The following is a 17810-nucleotide window of genomic DNA, read 5'->3' as shown; positions in this document are numbered from 1 at the left end:
GTTACGCCCTCGCTTAAAGACTCAGCATTGCTTTTAAAAATACCTGTAAATCCTTGTGTATATATATTTCTATAATCATCACCATTTTTAGCTGCGACAATACTGCTTTGAGTCTCTCTTTGCAAGGCTTCTACTTGATCAAGCAAGTCATTTATACAATTAGCAATTTTGACCAATCTAGAGTTATTATCTATGTTTGTTATCCTAGCTTCTAAATTCCCCTTTGATGCACCACATGCAACATTTAAAATTTCATTATAAACTACATCATCAAATTTATTTTTTTTATTAAATATTGCCATTGCTTACCCTTTTACTCTTTGTAGCTCATTTACAAAACGATCATATGATATATTATTATTAGCTAGAAATTCAGTTATATACTTCTGACTAGCTTGTATTCCGCCAGATTTTTCTAATTCTAGCATTTTTTGATATATTGGGATTATCTTCTTTACAGCTGACGGATTTGCTTTGCGACGAACTGAGTAATAGCCTATTATATTTCCATTTTCATCAAGAGAGCTTGTAACATTGGCAAAAACCCAGTAATACGCACCATCAAAAGTTATATTTTTTACAAAGGCAAAGATCTCTTCTTTTCTTTTAATCCTATCCCAAAGTAGCTTAAATACATATCTTGGCATATCTGGATGGCGAACTATATTATGATTTTTACCTATTAAATCTGAGTTTTTAGCATTTACAATATCTAAAAAATATCTATTAGCATAAGTTATACAACCTTTTAAATCTGTCTTTGTCGTAATAAAGGCCTCATCGCCAATCTCTTTTTGACGATTATATAGCATATTACTATTCATTTTAACTCCTAAATTTTATAAATTATATCCAAAAACTTATTAATCTAATCTAATATAGCGCCACTAGATAACTCCCAAAGTGGCATAAATATACCAAGCCCTAAAAGCAAAACTACTGCTGATATTATCACAAGTAAAATTGGCTCTAAATATGCACTTAAATTATCAATTACTAAATCATATTTTTGTTTATAATAATTTGCCACATAGCCAAACATCTCATCTAAAGCCCCGCTTTGTTCTGCTGCTTTTATAATCTCTATGGCAATATTTTCATATAGGCCGCTTTTTTTAAAAGATGTGCTTAGAGCGTTTGCGTTACAAATATCTTTACTTGATTGATTAATTTTAGATCTTATATAGCTATTTTCTATGACTGTGTTTGCAATATCTAAGGCTCTATCCATAGCCATTCCTGCGCTAATAAGCTGAGATAAAATAAGATTAAACCTAGCTAAAGAACTGTGCAAAATTATCCCTTTAAGTAGTGGAATTTTAAGAGCAAAACTATCAAATTTAAATCTAAATTTAAAACTAAATTTATAAAAATATAACACCAAACAAGTAGATAAAATAGCACCAAAAACGACAAAAAATCCATAATCATTTATCAAACTCTCTAGCCCTAAAATAATCCTAGTTGCCAAAGGAAGCTCCTTGCTAACACTAGCAAATACGCTATTAAATGATGGTACAACCATAGCAATTAATATATTAAAAGCTATAATAAGAGTTAGCAAAACTATAGCTGGATAGCGGATGGCTTTTTTAAATTTAGTTTTATTATTATCTATCTCTTCAAGCATAAAACTAAGAAGCGATAATGAATTGGATAATTTTCCACTATTTTGCCCTAAGCTAAACATTGCTAAAGTAATTACTCCAAGCTCTTTTTTATATCCGCTTAGAGCTTGTTCTAAACTAGCCCCAGCATGTAGATCCATACTAATATCACTAAAAATCTGCCTAAGCCTAGCATTATCACATCCATTTCCTACACTTACAAAAGCATCAAGCACACTCACACCAGCTTCTAAAAGCACACTAAGCTGTCTAATATAAATAGATAAATCCCTCTCATTAATCTTGCCAAAACTCAAATTTAATCCAAACTGATTAATCTCTTTAATAGATATTACTACACCTTCTTTAGCCAAAATATCCTTAGCATTTTGCAAACTCAAGGCTTTTATAGAGCGAGTTGTGATTTCTTTATTTATTATTATCTTTGCTTTATATAATTTCATCTAAGTAATACTCAAAATCTCTTCAAGACTAGTAATGCCACTTTCTACTAATTTCATAGCACTATTTTGCATAGGGATAAAACCCTCTTTGATAGCTTCAGTTAAAATCATCTGGCTAGATTCACTCTTAGCAATTAGCGAGGCTAGATGTGGGCTAATCTCTAAAATCTCACTAATAACTACCCTGCCACTATATCCAGTTCCTATGCAATGAGCGCATCCATGGGCTTTATAGTGATTGTGTTCTACCTTTTCTTTGCAGTGTTGGCATAGCTTTCTAGCTAATCGCTGAGCCATTATAGCTATAACTGCACCACTTATTAAATACCGCTCTAATCCCATATCTGTCATTCTATCTATAGCACTTATAGCATCATTAGTGTGAAGAGTTGAAAGCACTAAATGGCCAGTTAATGCTGAGCCTATAGCTGTGCGAAGGCTTTGATGATCTCTAATCTCACCTATCATAATAATATCAGGGTCTTGACGCAATGCAGAGCGTAGGGCTTCTTCAAAGCTTATGCCAGTTCTGTGTCCTACTGCTACTTGCTGTAAATGGCTCATTTGATACTCTATAGGCTCTTCTATTGTAATTATCTTTTTGGTTGAGCCTTTTAGCTCATTTAATGCTGAATAGATGGTAGTAGTTTTGCCGCTTCCTGTTGGGCCTGTAACTAAAATCATTCCATAGCTTTTAGATATTGAGCGTTTTAAAGAGTTTAAATTTGACTCATTTAGTCCAAGGTTTTGCAAATTTACAATCATCTTATGAGTATCAAGTATTCTAAGCACCACACTTTGCCCACCAATAACTGGCAAAACTGAGATCCTAAAATCAATATTTCTACCATTTATAAAATAAGAAAATCTACCATCTTGAGGTTTTTTATATTCAGCAATATCTAAATTTGCTAGTAATTTTAATCTGCTAATTAAGCTATTATATATATCTTTATCAAATTCAAACAACTCGCATAAAACCCCATCAACACGCACTCTAATACTAGAAGCTAAGCTAGTTGGCTCAATATGAATATCGCTTGAGCCAAGCTTTATAGCGCTTATTAAAACTCTATCGATTAATCTTAAAACGGCACTATCATCGCTTAAGCTTTTAGAGCTTATTTGAACTCTTACTTGAGATATAATATTACTTAATCCATAATGCAATGAAAGTCTAGATAATGCCCTATCTAGCATAGTTGAAGGAGCAATTAATAGCTTTATAATCTTATCTTTATAAATATTTCTAAGCTTTAAAATAGTAGCTGTATCAAATGGATTTTTCATAGCGATATATATTGAGTTTGACTCAAATTTAATAGGCAAAATCTCAAATTTCATCATCATATCTAAAGGTAAACTATCAGCCAAAGAGTAATCTATAACCTTCATATCTGCTATTTCATAGCCAAATTTATCACTTAAAATTATACCAAGCTCATCTTGGCTAACTCCTAGTTCTTTAGCTGCTTCTTTAAGCGTTATAACACCACTTTGAAGTTTAGATATAATCTCATTCATAGTATGCTGCTTTCATAGCCTAAATCACTTGGAGATATGGATTGATTCATTATAGTTGGAGTGATTATAAAGATTAATTCATTTTTCTTATCTACTTGTGCATCGCTTTTAAATAGATATCCAAGAAGTGGAATATCACCTAAAATAGGAACCTTATTTATCTCATTAGCTATAGTTTTAGCAATTAACCCGCCTAAGATTATGCTATCTCCACTAGCTACTTCTACTACTGTGGAGAGCTTTTTTTGCATTGTATCTGGAGCAATAACTCTTGGGAGATTTTGCTTGGCATCATCGGCTGAGTATTTAAAGCTGCTTAGACTAGGATTAATCCGCAGCATTATGCGATTATCATCGCTAATCTCAGGAAGTAAATTTAATAATATTCCTATAAAAACAGAGTGTTGTTTATATGTAGTTTTGGTGATTTCGCTAGTTTCGTTATTTGTGATATCTTCAGCAATTCTATAATTAATATTATCACCTACAGATATTAAGGCTTGTTGATTATTCATAGCCATAATTTTAGGGCTTGAGATTATATGGGTTTTGCCATTGCTATTTAAAAAATTTAGCACTCCATCTAAACTCAAACTCAAATTCCCACCAATTATAAATCCACCAGAAATATTTCTAAGGCTATGGGCTGGATTTTGCGCTGTGCCTTTATTAAAGCTTAGTCTAGATGGGCTTTTATCATCTAAATAACTACTAAATCCAAGCTCAAATTTGCTCCAATCAACGCCTTTTGTATAGCTATTATCTAGCTCAACAGAGATGATTTTAACATCTATTAAAACCTGCTTTTTTAATCTAGATGATAGTAAATTTAGATACTCACTAGCTCTTTTTAATTGAGCAGAAGTACCAGTGATATGGATTAGGCCAGCAGCTGGATTGATTATAGGAGCTGGAGCGATGAATGGATCATTATGGCTATTTAAAACAAATTTTAACTCAGAAGCAAGATCTTGCCAAAAGTCAAATTTTTCAGTAGTTTTAATTATATTATCTTGACTATTTTCATCATTATTTTGATTATTTATATAGTCGCTATTAATCTCAATTGGAGCCGAATCAACTGAAGCTTTAGTAATAGCTTGACCATATCTTGAAGAGATTATATAGTCCATTTTAAAGGTTTTGGTGTGAGTAAAGGATAAATTTAAAATATTATCTTTAAACTCATAGCTAAGTGCGTTTGATTGGGCTATAATCTTGATAATATCATCTAAACTAAGCCTTGAAATGCTAATTAGCGTTGTAGGAGTTTGGAGTATTTTTGTCGTGTTAGCATCGCTTAAAGCAATGCTAAATTTGCATATACTAGCTAGTTGAGATAGGATCTCATATGAGGTTATAGATGGCTTTAAATTCATATCTAATTTTTTATTTTTACACTCATTGGCATTTAAAGTAGCCACCATAACAATCAAAAATAAAATAAGCTTAAAAAACTTTAACATCTACATTATCCTCTAGCATTTTTAGATAAAATCGCTTATTATGGTATAGTATGGTAACAGTTGTATTTTTTATTTCGATAATACACAAATTTTGACAATCTTTGCCCATTTCATACCATTTAGAGTCTATTTTTACCCTATTTTCTATTATAGCTTCTAATTTTAGGTCTGTTAGATTAGATTCTAATTGGTCTATTTGTTCTATGTAAAATGGGGATTTAAGCTGATTTATCTCATTTAAATTTACTCTTGCAATAGTTTTATCATATAAATCTAGTATATATTTATACTTATCATTTACATCTTGAGCAAATATACCCATACAAAACATAAAAATAACAACTAAAATTCTCATTTAAAATCCCATAATATAATACGAATTTGACTGCTATATGGCTCTAGTTTTGCCTCACTAATATCAAACATAGCACCCCTTAACTCATCTATAAATCCTAAAGCTGAGATAAAATCAGAGCTAAATGATATATTATAATCATAGGCGATATTGCTATTTAATTTTATACTATTTGGCAAGATATGATCTATTTTTAAATTATGATTTTGAGCTTTCGAGTCAATAAAGCCTAAAATCTCGCTGCTAGAGTTAAATTTAGATAGATAATTTGCTAGTAATTTAGCATGAGTATTAATAAAATTATGCTCTTTTGTTAGATTATCCAACTCTTGCTTTTTATCTTGAAGTTTTTTAATTGCTATATCTAAGTGATTTTGAATTTGCTCTGGTGAATTACTATTTAGATAGCTATTTAGCTGAGTTTCATATCTCATCAAAGCCTTAGAATAAATCCTATCAAAATAACTCCAACTAAGATAAAATAGATAAAAAACAACCAAAAACAATCCCATAAATATCATATATTGTTCTCTTTGGTTTCTTTGTTCTAATAAGGCTTTAAGATCCATATTATAAGCCTATTGTAATATTTGATTCAAATAGATTTTTATTGCTAATTATCTGGCTTATAGTAGCATTATCTTTAAATATCTTTATAAAACTATTTATATTTTGTGTATTTTGCGATACTATGGCTATAGTTATTTTATTGCTATTTAGTTTTATATCTCTAGCTTGCAATGAGTAATTTTGCATAGATTTTGCTATATTTGTTAATACTATAGCTAGATTATGATCACTGATCTTAGTAGCGATACTATCTATTTTAGATAATTTTGTATTTATATGATTTTTTATGTTTTGAATATCTTTATCTATTTTTTCTATCTCTTTATTTATTATCATTAAATTCTTATTTAGATTATCTGCATTAGAGTTTTGTAAAGATAAATTTACTCCAAAATCCTTAGAATTCATATCTAAACTAAACGCTAAAATAAACATATAAATAGGATAGATAATCCCCAAGATGACTCCAGCAGCAAGGCTAATAAATAGCTTTCCATCGGCTCTTTTATATAGTGGCTCGGGCTTATCTAATAGTCTAAAATTAAGCCCATTATCACGATATAATAGCTCCTTAACATATATAGCCAACATCAAATTTATAGGTGTAAAACTACCAAATTTAGCCAAAAAATCAAAGCCATTTATACTCTTATTTAAAGCTTTAGATATAGTTAAACTCAATCCCTTTAAATCGCCTATAAATGAGCTTAGAAATACTCTATCTGGAGTGATTCTATCAATGTTTATAATACTTTGTATAGTTTGAATTGTAGCATCTATTAGTTGGTTAAATTTATCAATATTTTGATCTATAATCTCAGCTTTATACTCAAGATTATTTTGTCTAGCTATAGATGCTAAAGTATCGCTAATTATAAGGTGAAAAAAGATATACTCTCCATCTTTATAAAAGCTTACATAGCTCTCATTTTCATCAAAAAATATATAGCAATCCACGCCAGATTTATTAAGCAATCTACCAGCATAAAATCCACTCATTAATAAAGGCGAAGGAATAATAATATTTATATTTTTTAATGATTTTTGCAAATTTTGATTAATATTATTTAGTGCCTTTTGCACATCGATAACATAAATCATATAGCTATCATCGTTATTTTTAAAATAGCTTATCTTATACTCTTTAGCCGGGTCTAAAAGTAGCTCTTCATATGCATATGTTATAATTTTATTATGTAAGTTACCTGTTTTGTCATACTTATATCGCAAAGTGCTAAGCGATCTAGCCTCAATATAACAAGCACAAAATTTACTTTTATTTACTCTCTTTTTTTCTTTAGCAATATAGCCATCTGTATAATCATAAATTATATTTTTATACAGATCAGCACAAATCAAACTACCCTTTTTCAATCTCCTAACCTTTATAACCCTTTAATTAATTATACATTATTCATATTAAATTTTATATGATTTTATGAGATAATATATTTATTATGTAACTATAGGTAACACAATATAGATATTTTAATTTATTATTTATAATTTTGCCCTATCTATTTGATAGGGCTTGAAATTTGTATTATAAATGCTATTTATCTGAAGCTATAAAAGTAGAATTACATTAAGTCATAAACACTATATTTGGATTAAATCTTTTTCTCCCATGCAAGTGCTGAAGCTATAATAGTCTCTAGATTATCCTTTTTAGGCTTCCAAGATGTAAGATTTCTAAGCTTAGATGAATCTGCTATAAGCACAGCAGGATCGCCTAAGCGTCTTGGTGCGTCTATTACTTCAAAATCCACACCACTTATCTTTTTAGCAGTATCTATAACCTCAAGTACGCTAAATCCATGCCCATATCCAACATTAAAGATATCGCTATCATTGCTATTTAAATAATCCAAAACTGCCAAATGAGCGCTAGCAAGGTCTTCGATATGAATATAATCTCTAATGCAAGTTCCATCTTTAGTATCATAATCACGACCAAAAATATTCATATTTGGTCTTTTGCCAGTTATTGTTTGTGTAGCAACTTTAATTAAATGAGTTGCGTTTGGATAATTTTGACCGATTAAAGAGTCGCTTGAAGCTCCAGCGACATTAAAATATCTTAAAATCCCATACTTAAATTTGCTATTTGCAGTGGCTGCGTCTTTTAAAATTTGCTCACTCATTAGCTTTGATGTACCATATGGATTTATAGGATTTTGTGGGCTATTTTCACATACTACTCCATCTTTTGGCTCACCATAAGTTGCAGCTGTAGAGCTAAATATGAACTTCTCTACGCCAAATTCCACCGCAAGATTAATAAGATTTGCAGTATTTGCAGTATTGTTTAGATAGTATTTTAATGGATTTTGCATACTCTCAAACACCTCTATATACGCAGCAAAATGTATAATAGCATCAAATTTATGCGAAGCAAAAATCTCTTTAAGATGAGCAGTATCAGCTAAATCACATTTAATAAAATCAAATTTGCCTACACTCTCAAGTGCTACTAATGCATCTTGCGAACCACTATAAAAATTATCAATTACAGTTATCTTATCAGTTGCGCGCTCTAATAAAGCCTTTAATACATGCGAACCAATATATCCAGCACCACCAGTTATCAAAATATTCATTTTCACTCCTTAAATTTGCAATATTATAGCCAATTTAACTCTCATCTTGACTATAAATTTTTAAAATAAATTTCTTTTTATCCTTATAAAAATATGCTGGATACTCATCATTGCTAGCAATTCTTAATTGATTAAAAAGCTCATTTAAGCTTAAATTTGGATCAAGCTGACTATCTTTTGGGCTGCGTTTTGGGTAAAATGTACGCTCTCCTATTTGTTTGATTGGAGTTAAATTTTTATAATTTATTATAAATTTTAAACTCATCTCAATACACATATTAGCTTGCAACTCTCTAAGCTCATCATTTAACTCTAGGCCGCTTAATTTTAAACTCTCCTTAAGATAGTAATCTCCACTATCAACGCCGCTATCAGCCTCAAAAAGAGTAAAAACTATATCATTTTTACCTTCTAAAATCTGCCAAAACATTGGCGACCAGCCACTACCTCTTGGTAAATCAGAAGCATGAATAACAATATTATGGCGATTTTTAATCAAAAACTCTTTATTGATTATCCTATGATAACTAAGTATAAAAACAACATCATAACCACTAATTTGCTCATGAAAATTATAAATTTGACTATCAAATCCACGATGACTTAATAGATCTTGCAATCTTAATGCATATGGCTCAAACCATTGATTAGCTGTAGTAAGAATTGCAATCTTCATGCCAAGAGCCTTTCTTGGCAAAGAGGTATATTAAGCTCTACCCCCCCCTGATGGCTAAAATATATCATATCTTTATCCTTTTTAATTATCTTAAACTCAAATTTTGTATAAAGCGTTATAACTCTTAAATTATCCATAAAAGCTTTAGCCAAAATCTCTTTAACACGCAGCCTATTAAACGCATAATCTACAACCACACCCATAAGCAAATCGCCCATACCACGCAAATCTGGACTAGCATATATCCCAAATTCGCAAGAGCTTTTAGAGATATTTACAAATGAAATTACTCCAATTGCTAAATCATCTTTATAGACTAAAAAATAGATCTTATCTTGAGAATTTGTAAGGCTATCTATAAAGCCTAAATGCTCATCCCATGTTATGCTTTTATTTATCATATACTTAGCGATTTTAGGGTTGTTTCGCCAATTATAAATTATCTTTATCTCTTTAGTATCTAAGCTAGTAAAATTGACAAGCCTTATACCATTAATCAAGCTTTCTAGCATCTATCTCCTCACTTTTATCAACCCAACCATACTCGCACCACTCTAGTTTTTCGCTATCGATATTTTTAAATTTCCTATCACACTCCCATTTGCCCATACCTAGCATTCGCATCGTCTGACCATATCTGTAACCCTCTTTTTGCTCTTTTGTTTTTGGCTCATATAGTATTAGTGCATTTAAGCTAACAATCAATACGCATAAAGATATAATTTTTTTCATCTATTCACCTCTTTTAATTCGTAAAAATACTGGAAATCTTGGCTTATTATTATTGGTTAGATTTTGAAATTTATATGTGATTATGGTGCCTATTTTTGGGGGATTTTTTCGTATTTCATCACTAAATCCAGATCCGATTTTAAATTTAATTTTACTAAAAATATCTACACAATCTACTGAACCCATAGCACCTTCATACTTGCCCTTACCATTATTTATAGCTACTATTTGACACTCACTATCATTCCACTTTTTTAATTTTAATATTTTATCACTTCGGCCGCTTATATATGATGCATTTGGATCACGAACTACTATACCTTCACCACCTTTACTTACAACCTCATCTAAAAAGGCAAAAGCATGTAAATTATTTTGGATATATATTTGCTTTATAACTTTTATAAAATTACTTGGATTTAGGCTTAAAAACTCTTCTAAATAGGCCATTTTATCACTTAAATTTCCATCAAATTTAGGTAGATCAAATACCATATACTTAATATTTTGCCATGCTTTAATATCAGGATTTTTATCTAGTACTATAGAAGCAATTAGCTCAAACTCTCCTCTATTGCTCCACAGCTCTCCATCAAGTGCAAAATCAGGCAATTGAGCTATAAAGCTAGATGGTGCATTAATTATATTACCATTACGACTTTTTAACTCCTTGCCATCCCAAATAGCACGCACGCCATCATATTTTTCGCTCATCATCCAGCCAGTTAGATTTTCATCTTTATACTCTTTAAGAAGCATTACAGAAGAAAAAGCACTAGAACAAACAAACCAAATTAATAAACAGATTCTAATCATCTACGCCCCAATCTATCAAGTTCATTTTTTATATATCTATCAAATACTATACTATAACTCATATCTGATTTTTGGGTGTTTAGATACTCATTCATCAAGCTTAAATAATTAGCATAATCATCTAAATTTAACCTACCACGCAATAATTCATATTTTAAAAATAACCAATATGTATTTAGCGTATCAGATTCACAATATTCATCAATTTTATCTTGCTGTCCATTATAATATAAACTCATTACCTCATCGCCACAAACATCATATTTACCAGGCAGATTTAAACTAGCACAAAGCAGATCTAGCTTTAGCCCGCTTACAGCCTTAAAATCGCTAATATGATCAAGCAAATCAAGATGAAAAACTCCATCATATCTACTTCTATAATTACACCATTTATCCTTGCCATTAGCTCTATCATTGGTGTTAAAATACTCACTAGCTTCTATATTATAACGCATTGCTCTTATCATCAGCATAGGCAGATCAAAGCCTCTACCATTATAACTTACAAGTCTAGGATTATGCTCATTTATAAATTTAATAAATTCAGCTATTTTTTTCTCTTCACTATCTCCAGCAATTGTAGATACTCTTTTAAATCTACCAAACTCATCAGCTATTACTGCACTAATAGTTACTACTTTATGAAAACAAACTGGCAAAAACTCACTTCCACTTCGCTCTTTTTGTTCTGTAAGCGCCATTTGTGCTACACTCTTATCATCGCCTTCATAACCATAAGCTTCCCTTAAAGAGTCACAATCAGGCACAGTCTCACAATCAAATACACATATATAACCGCTCATAAATTACCAACTTTTAATCAAATTTAGATAAAATAATAGCAAAAAATCTTGGAAAATTAGTTGAAAATAGCAATTATTAGACTCTCAGCCCTTGGCGATATCGTTCATACAAGCATTGTTGTGCAATTTATCAAAAAGCATTTTAAAGATGCTAAAATTAGCTGGTTTGTAGATGAAAAATTTAGTAGTATTGTTCATTTTTTAGATGGCGTTGATGTTATCGCACTTCCTTTAAAGGATAAAAAATTTATTAAAAGTTTTAAAATTCTTAGAGAATTTAGTAATCATTTTGATCTTATTATAGATTTTCAAGGCCTTATAAAATCAGCTCTTGTAGCTAGAGTTTTAGGTAGCAATATAGCTGGGTTTGATAAAAATAGCATAAAAGAGCCACTAGCTTCTATATTTTATAAGAGTAAGTTTAAAATTGATTATAATCAAAATATTATAAGGCGAAATTTAGCTCTTGCTAGCGCTGCTTTGGGCTTTAGCTTTAATGATAATGATATCAAGCAAAAATCTGCTTGTTTCATCTCAAATATAGAGCCTAAACCATCTCAAACTATTTTAATAGCACCATTTGCAAGCGAAATGAGCAAATGCTATGATAAGTTTAATGAAGTTATAAATTTGCTAAAAGATTATGAGATTAATATCATATCAGCAAATGCTAAAGAGTATGAACTTGCTAGTAAAATTGCTTATAATACTCATGCTAAAGTACTTAGTCCTATGAGTTTAGCTAAAGTAATAGATTTTATGCAAAGCGTAGGACTTGTAGTTGGCAATGATAGCGGTATAACTCATCTAGCTTGGGCTCAAAATAGAGCTAGTATCACTCTTTTTGGAAATCGCCCAAGCCATAGAAATAGCTTTATCACGCCTATAAATCATACTATTGATACAGGCAAAAAAATCGATGCAAAAAATATAGATAAGAGCGATTACTGCATAAATGAGATATCGCCAATTAATATAGCAAATTTAGCAAAAAATATTTTAAATTCGGAGCTTTTAAATGGTTGATTTTTTATATTTATGGCTATATTATATGCTTAGATTTATCGCAATCTACACCCCAAAAGCTATTCAAAATATATTTTTTGATCTACTTGCAAAAGGCTTTTATAAATTTGATAAAAAACATACAAATATAATGCGAATCAATCTAAAAATGTGTAAATTTGAGAATATAGAAGAGATTATTTTACAAACTTATCGCAATTTTGCCCACTTTGGCGTGGAGTTTTTACGCAATCAAAATAACACAAAAGAGCAAATTCTATCTAAAGTTGAATTTAAAAATGCTCAAATTTTAGATAAATTCAAAGAACGTCCAATCATCATCACCACTGCACATTATGGCAATTGGGAGCTTTTTAGCCTTGCGATGGCGGCTAAATTTGGCCCTGTAAGCATTGTAGGCAGAAACCTTGATAGTCCTGTGATGGATAGAATTTTAAGCAAAAATAGAAGTAGATTTAATATAGAAGTAATTCCTAAAAGTGGTGGCGCAAGAGCGATTATGAAAGCATTGCAAAATAGAAGGCTTCTTGGTATTTTAGTTGATCAAAATGTAGATATTAGAGATGGAGTAGAGTGTGAGTTTTTTTCTAATCGTATCTCGCACACGCATGCTGCTAGTATCTTTGCTGCTAAGCTTAATGCAATAATAATCCCAGCTTTTATCAAAAGAGTTGGCGATAAAAATGAGATTAGCTTTTATGACCCAATAGATATCAATCAACTAAATGGTGATAAAATCAAACAAGCCACACAAGCCCAAAGTAGCGCTACTCAAGATATGATAAAAAGCAAGCCAGATGAGTACTTTTGGATGCATAAGAAATTTAAACAGTTCTACCCAGAGATTTACAAATGAAAATTTTAATTATTAAATTTAGATTTATAGGCGATGTGCTTTTAACTACTCCACTAGTTGCTAATCTTAAAACCCATTATCCTAATGCTTCTATACATTTTGCTTTAAATCAAGGAACTCAAGCAGTAATAGCAAATAATCCACAAATTGATAAAATCCATATCTATGATAGAGGCACTATTAAAAAATCTAATATATTTAAGCGAATTTGGCTTGAGTTAAAATACGCCTTAGAGTTAAGAAAAGAGAAATTTGATATAGTAATAAATACTGAAACTAGCGATCGTGGGATATTCTTGGCTAAATTTAGTGGAGCTAAAACCATAGTATCACGCAAAGGCACAAACCAAATTCTAAACAAACTCATAACTCACGAATCCAAACCAAACGGCCATATCATAATGCAAAATCTATCTGCCATTAATGCTTTGGGTAAAGATATTGCCACTACTAAAGTAAATTTATATTTTAATAATTATGATTTAAATTTGCCAGATTATTTTATCCATATTCATCCTATGGCTAGGTTTGATTATAAGTGTTTAAGCGATGAAGCAGTAGCTAAAATTATTGATTTTTGCGAAATTGAGCTAGATAAAAGAGTTGTATTAACCTGTGATAAAAATCCAAATGAGATAAGCAAAATGAAAAATATCTTATCACTTTGTAGCTCAAACCCAATTGTATTTATGGGAAATTTAAGCTTAGATGAAGTGGCATTTTTAAGTTCTAAATCAAAGCTATATATCGGTACTGATACTGCAATAATGCATATGGCTGCAGCCAATGATGTACCGTGTATAGCTATTTTTGGGCCTAGCTATACATCTGCTTGGGGTCCATGGGATAATTCAAAATCAAAAAGCCTCTATCAAAGCAAAGGCGGGATCCAAAAAATGGGTATTCACACTGTAATTCAAAATAATTTAAAGTGTGTCCCATGTGGTAAAGAGGGTTGTAATAATTCACATATTAGCGATTGTCTAGTTAGTCTAGATATAAACTGGATAAAAAATGAGATAAAAAATCACTTTATCTCACAAAAATTAGATAGCTAAACCGATTTATAAGCCTAACTATGTTAAAATAGAAAAATGAAAAATATATCAATCTTAGAAATAAACCTTACAAACAAAAACCAAAGATTCCTAGAGCGACTAAAAAACGCTCTAAATTCAAAAGGATTTGATGTTATAATCAAAAATTATGATAATATCAAAAGCAAGAATCCAATAACTAAATTGATAAAAATCAATAAACTTGCCAAAAAACAAAAAAAAGATGAATTTTATATCTGCTTAGATAAATTTGATAGCGCTGATATATATCTAGCTAGTAGTGGAGTACAAAATATATATAAAAAATTAGATAAATTTTGGTTTTTAAATCCTATTAGCATTATAGAAAGCATAATTGAAAAAAGATGTATAAACAACTCTATAAAAATCATAACTAACTCAAATTTAGTACGCTATCAATTAGAGACAATCTATAATATACAACCAGATAAAATAACTACAATTTATCCAGGAATCAATCTACCAACACAGATACAAAAAGGTAGTGCTAAAATGCAGCTATGCAAAGAACTTGGCATAGATATGGAGCTACCAATTATTTTATTTGTTTCTGATAATTTTAAAAAAGATGGAGCCAAAGAGTTTATAGAGCTTTTAACTCATATCAATAAGGTAAATGCTATAATTATCGGCAATGATAAGGCTACACCAAAATATAGACAAATGGCTAAAAAGCTTGGAGTTAGGGTAATCTTTAAACCAACCCCAAAAGTGATAAATCGCTACTATGAAGCAGCAGATATATTTGTACTGCCTTCGCTTTATAACCCATTTAGCACTCAAATTCTAGAAGCCCTAAGTTATGGCTGTGTATGCTTTACTACTGCTCAAAATGGAGCTAGCGAGATCTTAAAAGATGAGTTTATCATACAGAGCAAAGATGATGAAAATGTAGCTAAATTTATAAATCTTTTGCTAAGCGATCATAGCTTAATGCTTAATATCTCAGCTCAAAATATTAAACTATCTAAAAAATACACAGTAGAAGACAACTTAAATCAAATATTAAAGGTAATTAGTGAGAATATTCATTGAGCTACCAACATGGCTTGGCGATGGAGTGATGAGTAGTGCTGCTATTGCAAATATTAGGGCAAATTTTAAAGATGCAAAATTAACATTTTTTGGCTCTGCGGCTAGTACAGCTCTATTTGCTAATCTTGGCGATATCATAATAGATGAGTCCAAAAAATCCAAATTTCGCCTAGCATATCTATATAAATTAGCCAAATCCCAGCCTAAATTTGATGCATTTATTAGCTTTAGAAGCCATCTAGCCTCAAAAGCTTTGGCATTTTTTATCCACGCTAGAAAAAGTGGAGTCTATAAGCCAATTAATAAAAGCGATCATTTAGTAGTTGATTATCTAAATTTTAGTGCAAAAGCTTTAAATATAGATATTTTAACTAATGAACTTGAGTTAAATTTTACTCCAAAAAAATATACAAAACCAACACTAGGTCTAAATCCAGGTGCTACATATGGAAGTGCTAAAAGATGGTATCCAAGCTATTTTGCCGATGTAGCAATGAGCTTAAGTAGTAAATTTGATATAGTTATCTTTGGCGGTAATGGTGAAAAAGAGATTTGCGATGAAATTAGCGAAATTCTAACCAAAAATCAAATTTCGCATAAAAATCTATGCGCTAAAACATCAATCAAAGAGCTTGCTAGCTATATTGCCGGACTTGAGCTATTTATAACCAATGATAGCGGACCAATGCATATCGCAGCTGCTTTTAAGGTGCCAACAGTTGCACTATTTGGCCCAACTAACTTTACTAGAACTAGCCCATATAATAATCCAAAAGCAAGACTAGCACATCTAAATTTACCATGTATGCCATGTATGAAAAGGGTCTGTCCGCTAGGCTCTCATGAGTGTATGAAAGAGCTAAAACCAGCCCTTGCATTAGAACTAACTAGGCAGATTATTTAGATTAAAAATTTATTCTAGCTTATAAGGATTGTTAGATAAGCATCTTATTAAGCAATGCTTTTTTAATATTTTTTAATTTTTCTACCTTGCGCTGTTGAAGTGTGATAAGCTTATCAAGTTTAGTAAAGAATTCTGAAATTTTGCATTGTTCTGCTAAATTTGGAATAAGAATAGTTTCATCTTTTATAGATTGATAATATAAATGAACTATTGTTAAGCCTTGTGCATTTTTGGCTAATTTGTTTCTTTGATAAAAATTTCCTTTTGTGTAATAAGTTATAAAATTTCCATCAATATTTTTATGTGGTCTAATAGCAAAAACTCCGCTAGTTTGGGCTTCGTCATCATTCATACAAGCAGGAGAAATTAATGATATTGCATCAACTGTTGTAGATTGTGGAAATAAAATATCATTTTTAATAACTTTATTGCCAAGTTTATTTGTTCTAAAAACTATATTTTTTATTATGTAGTCATAGCGAGTATAAAGCTCTCCATATAATATGCACTTATAAATTCCATTTTTATCTAAATCCTCATAGCTTAGAGTTCCACCAGATAAACATTGACCTATATTTTTATATTTATTTTCCACCCACTCATCATTAAAATTTTTAAAGCGGATTTTGGGGGTGTTTTGGTTGTTTTGTGGGAATAAATTTTGCAAACAAGATTTTTTTATCTTTTGCAATTTTTCAACCTTACGTTGATGAAGGGTGATGAGGTTGTCTAAATTTGCAAATAATTCGCCGATTTTGGTTTGTTCTTCCACCAACGTAATAGGCACTTCCACATCTTTAATAACCCCGATCGGTAGTTGTTTTAATGCTGAACCCGTTTGCCTTTTCAGCAACTCATTTTGTCCCATATCTGAAATTAAAAATTGAAGCAAAAATTTTCCGTATAATTCTTTTTTATCAGTTCTTAAAATAGCAAGCTGAGAATTTATATTCCACCCAAAATTCCCTTTATTTACATAGCCTAACGAACCTCGAACAGCAATTACGATATCATCTTCAACAAGATGTCCTGAGATTAGTTTCTCATGTTTTTCTTTTGTGATATAACTTGCACCTGAAATATCTAGTTTGCCTTCCTTCAAATTACCACCTGTAAGAAACGGAATACCTTTACTGCTATCGGCCATATCTGATGCCTTTGGATATGACTCTCCATAGTTGCCATCTGTAAAAAAGTTTTTGTTATTCCTAGCTTACGCCGTTCCCAATCTTCAGTAAAGCCTGCAAAACGAATTTGCGGGATTTGTGCTAGTTTTGATGGTTTTTGCATTTTT

Annotated in this window: 20 protein-coding genes; 5 read left to right on the top strand and 15 right to left on the bottom strand. The window is 30.8% G+C overall.

All coding sequences use genetic code 11. From position 1 onward, the window contains the following. Positions 1 to 305 precede the first annotated feature (305 nt). From CVIC12175_RS01200 to CVIC12175_RS01140, 13 genes are all read right to left on the bottom strand, one after another. Entirely contained in the window at positions 306 to 812 is a 507-nt protein-coding gene (locus CVIC12175_RS01200) for a PAS domain-containing protein (RefSeq protein ID WP_086248769.1), read from the bottom strand. Positions 813 to 868: 56 nt separating this feature from the next. Continuing rightward, positions 869 to 2071: a type II secretion system F family protein gene (locus CVIC12175_RS01195; RefSeq protein ID WP_086315800.1), complete on the bottom strand. Its 1203-nt coding sequence runs from the start codon at positions 2069 to 2071 to the stop codon at positions 869 to 871. Beyond that, the gene (locus CVIC12175_RS01190) at positions 2072 to 3595 is read right to left on the bottom strand and encodes a GspE/PulE family protein (RefSeq protein WP_086257060.1); all 1524 of its coding nucleotides are present in this window, start codon (positions 3593 to 3595) and stop codon (positions 2072 to 2074) included. It lies immediately after the preceding gene. After that, a complete protein-coding gene (gene mshL / locus CVIC12175_RS01185) occupies positions 3592 to 5061 on the bottom strand; it encodes a pilus (MSHA type) biogenesis protein MshL (protein ID WP_086302883.1) in 1470 nt (489 codons plus the stop codon). Before mshL ends, CVIC12175_RS01190 begins: the two co-directional genes overlap by 4 nt. Then, complete coding sequence (locus CVIC12175_RS01180; protein ID WP_086302885.1) at positions 5045 to 5416, bottom strand: hypothetical protein; 372 nt, start codon at positions 5414 to 5416, stop codon at positions 5045 to 5047. The genes mshL and CVIC12175_RS01180 overlap by 17 nt, the downstream gene beginning before the upstream one ends. Then, entirely contained in the window at positions 5413 to 5985 is a 573-nt protein-coding gene (locus tag CVIC12175_RS01175; protein WP_086302887.1) for a hypothetical protein, read from the bottom strand. The genes CVIC12175_RS01180 and CVIC12175_RS01175 overlap by 4 nt, the downstream gene beginning before the upstream one ends. Position 5986: 1 nt before the next feature. Beyond that, entirely contained in the window at positions 5987 to 7360 is a 1374-nt protein-coding gene (locus CVIC12175_RS01170; protein ID WP_086302889.1) for a hypothetical protein, read from the bottom strand. A 236-nt stretch (positions 7361 to 7596) separates the two neighbouring features. Beyond that, positions 7597 to 8586: a UDP-glucose 4-epimerase GalE gene (gene galE / locus CVIC12175_RS01165; protein ID WP_086302891.1), complete on the bottom strand. Its 990-nt coding sequence runs from the start codon at positions 8584 to 8586 to the stop codon at positions 7597 to 7599. A 34-nt stretch (positions 8587 to 8620) separates the two neighbouring features. Beyond that, on the bottom strand, positions 8621 to 9262 hold the full coding sequence (locus tag CVIC12175_RS01160; RefSeq protein WP_086248746.1) for a formyltransferase family protein: 642 nt from the start codon (positions 9260 to 9262) through the stop codon (positions 8621 to 8623). After that, on the bottom strand, positions 9259 to 9774 hold the full coding sequence (gene pseH, locus CVIC12175_RS01155; protein ID WP_086315799.1) for a UDP-4-amino-4,6-dideoxy-N-acetyl-beta-L-altrosamine N-acetyltransferase: 516 nt from the start codon (positions 9772 to 9774) through the stop codon (positions 9259 to 9261). The genes CVIC12175_RS01160 and pseH overlap by 4 nt, the downstream gene beginning before the upstream one ends. Then, positions 9755 to 9994 carry a hypothetical protein gene (locus CVIC12175_RS01150; RefSeq protein ID WP_086254290.1) on the bottom strand — a complete coding sequence of 80 codons (240 nt, stop codon included), beginning with the start codon at positions 9992 to 9994 and terminating at the stop codon, positions 9755 to 9757. The genes pseH and CVIC12175_RS01150 overlap by 20 nt, the downstream gene beginning before the upstream one ends. Then, on the bottom strand, positions 9995 to 10810 hold the full coding sequence (locus tag CVIC12175_RS01145; protein ID WP_086302893.1) for a DNA ligase: 816 nt from the start codon (positions 10808 to 10810) through the stop codon (positions 9995 to 9997). Then, complete coding sequence (locus CVIC12175_RS01140; protein ID WP_086254292.1) at positions 10807 to 11616, bottom strand: 3'-5' exonuclease; 810 nt, start codon at positions 11614 to 11616, stop codon at positions 10807 to 10809. The genes CVIC12175_RS01145 and CVIC12175_RS01140 overlap by 4 nt, the downstream gene beginning before the upstream one ends. 60 nt (positions 11617 to 11676) lie before the next feature. Between CVIC12175_RS01140 and waaC the strand changes: the two genes are divergently transcribed. The 5 genes from waaC to waaF are packed head-to-tail and all read left to right on the top strand — an operon-like array spanning position 11677 to position 16516. Continuing rightward, positions 11677 to 12642 (top strand): lipopolysaccharide heptosyltransferase I, encoded by a 966-nt coding sequence (waaC, locus tag CVIC12175_RS01135; protein ID WP_086302895.1) that lies wholly within the window; start codon positions 11677 to 11679, stop codon positions 12640 to 12642. Then, complete coding sequence (locus tag CVIC12175_RS01130) at positions 12635 to 13498, top strand: lipid A biosynthesis lauroyl acyltransferase (protein WP_086302897.1); 864 nt, start codon at positions 12635 to 12637, stop codon at positions 13496 to 13498. The genes waaC and CVIC12175_RS01130 overlap by 8 nt, the downstream gene beginning before the upstream one ends. After that, a complete protein-coding gene (locus tag CVIC12175_RS01125; RefSeq protein ID WP_086302899.1) occupies positions 13495 to 14556 on the top strand; it encodes a glycosyltransferase family 9 protein in 1062 nt (353 codons plus the stop codon). The genes CVIC12175_RS01130 and CVIC12175_RS01125 overlap by 4 nt, the downstream gene beginning before the upstream one ends. Positions 14557 to 14592: 36 nt before the next feature. Continuing rightward, the gene (locus CVIC12175_RS01120; RefSeq protein ID WP_086315798.1) at positions 14593 to 15612 is read left to right on the top strand and encodes a glycosyltransferase family 4 protein; all 1020 of its coding nucleotides are present in this window, start codon (positions 14593 to 14595) and stop codon (positions 15610 to 15612) included. Then, positions 15596 to 16516, top strand: a complete 921-nt coding sequence (gene waaF, locus CVIC12175_RS01115) for a lipopolysaccharide heptosyltransferase II (RefSeq protein ID WP_086315797.1) — start codon at positions 15596 to 15598, stop codon at positions 16514 to 16516. The genes CVIC12175_RS01120 and waaF overlap by 17 nt, the downstream gene beginning before the upstream one ends. 31 nt (positions 16517 to 16547) lie before the next feature. Here the strand turns inward: waaF and CVIC12175_RS08585 are convergent, their stop codons facing one another. Together CVIC12175_RS08585 and CVIC12175_RS08580 are read right to left on the bottom strand one after the other, a co-directional pair. Further along, a complete protein-coding gene (locus CVIC12175_RS08585) occupies positions 16548 to 17663 on the bottom strand; it encodes a restriction endonuclease subunit S (RefSeq protein WP_201791010.1) in 1116 nt (371 codons plus the stop codon). Further along, positions 17615 to 17806 (bottom strand): hypothetical protein, encoded by a 192-nt coding sequence (locus CVIC12175_RS08580; protein ID WP_201791009.1) that lies wholly within the window; start codon positions 17804 to 17806, stop codon positions 17615 to 17617. Before CVIC12175_RS08580 ends, CVIC12175_RS08585 begins: the two co-directional genes overlap by 49 nt. Between the last annotated feature and the right edge of the window lie 4 nt (positions 17807 to 17810).

It is taken from the genome of Campylobacter vicugnae, from assembly GCF_002139875.1.
Lineage (GTDB): Bacteria > Campylobacterota > Campylobacteria > Campylobacterales > Campylobacteraceae > Campylobacter > Campylobacter vicugnae.
The sequence above is the reverse complement of the archived record's forward strand: the minus strand, read 5'-3'. Positions and strand labels throughout refer to the sequence as shown.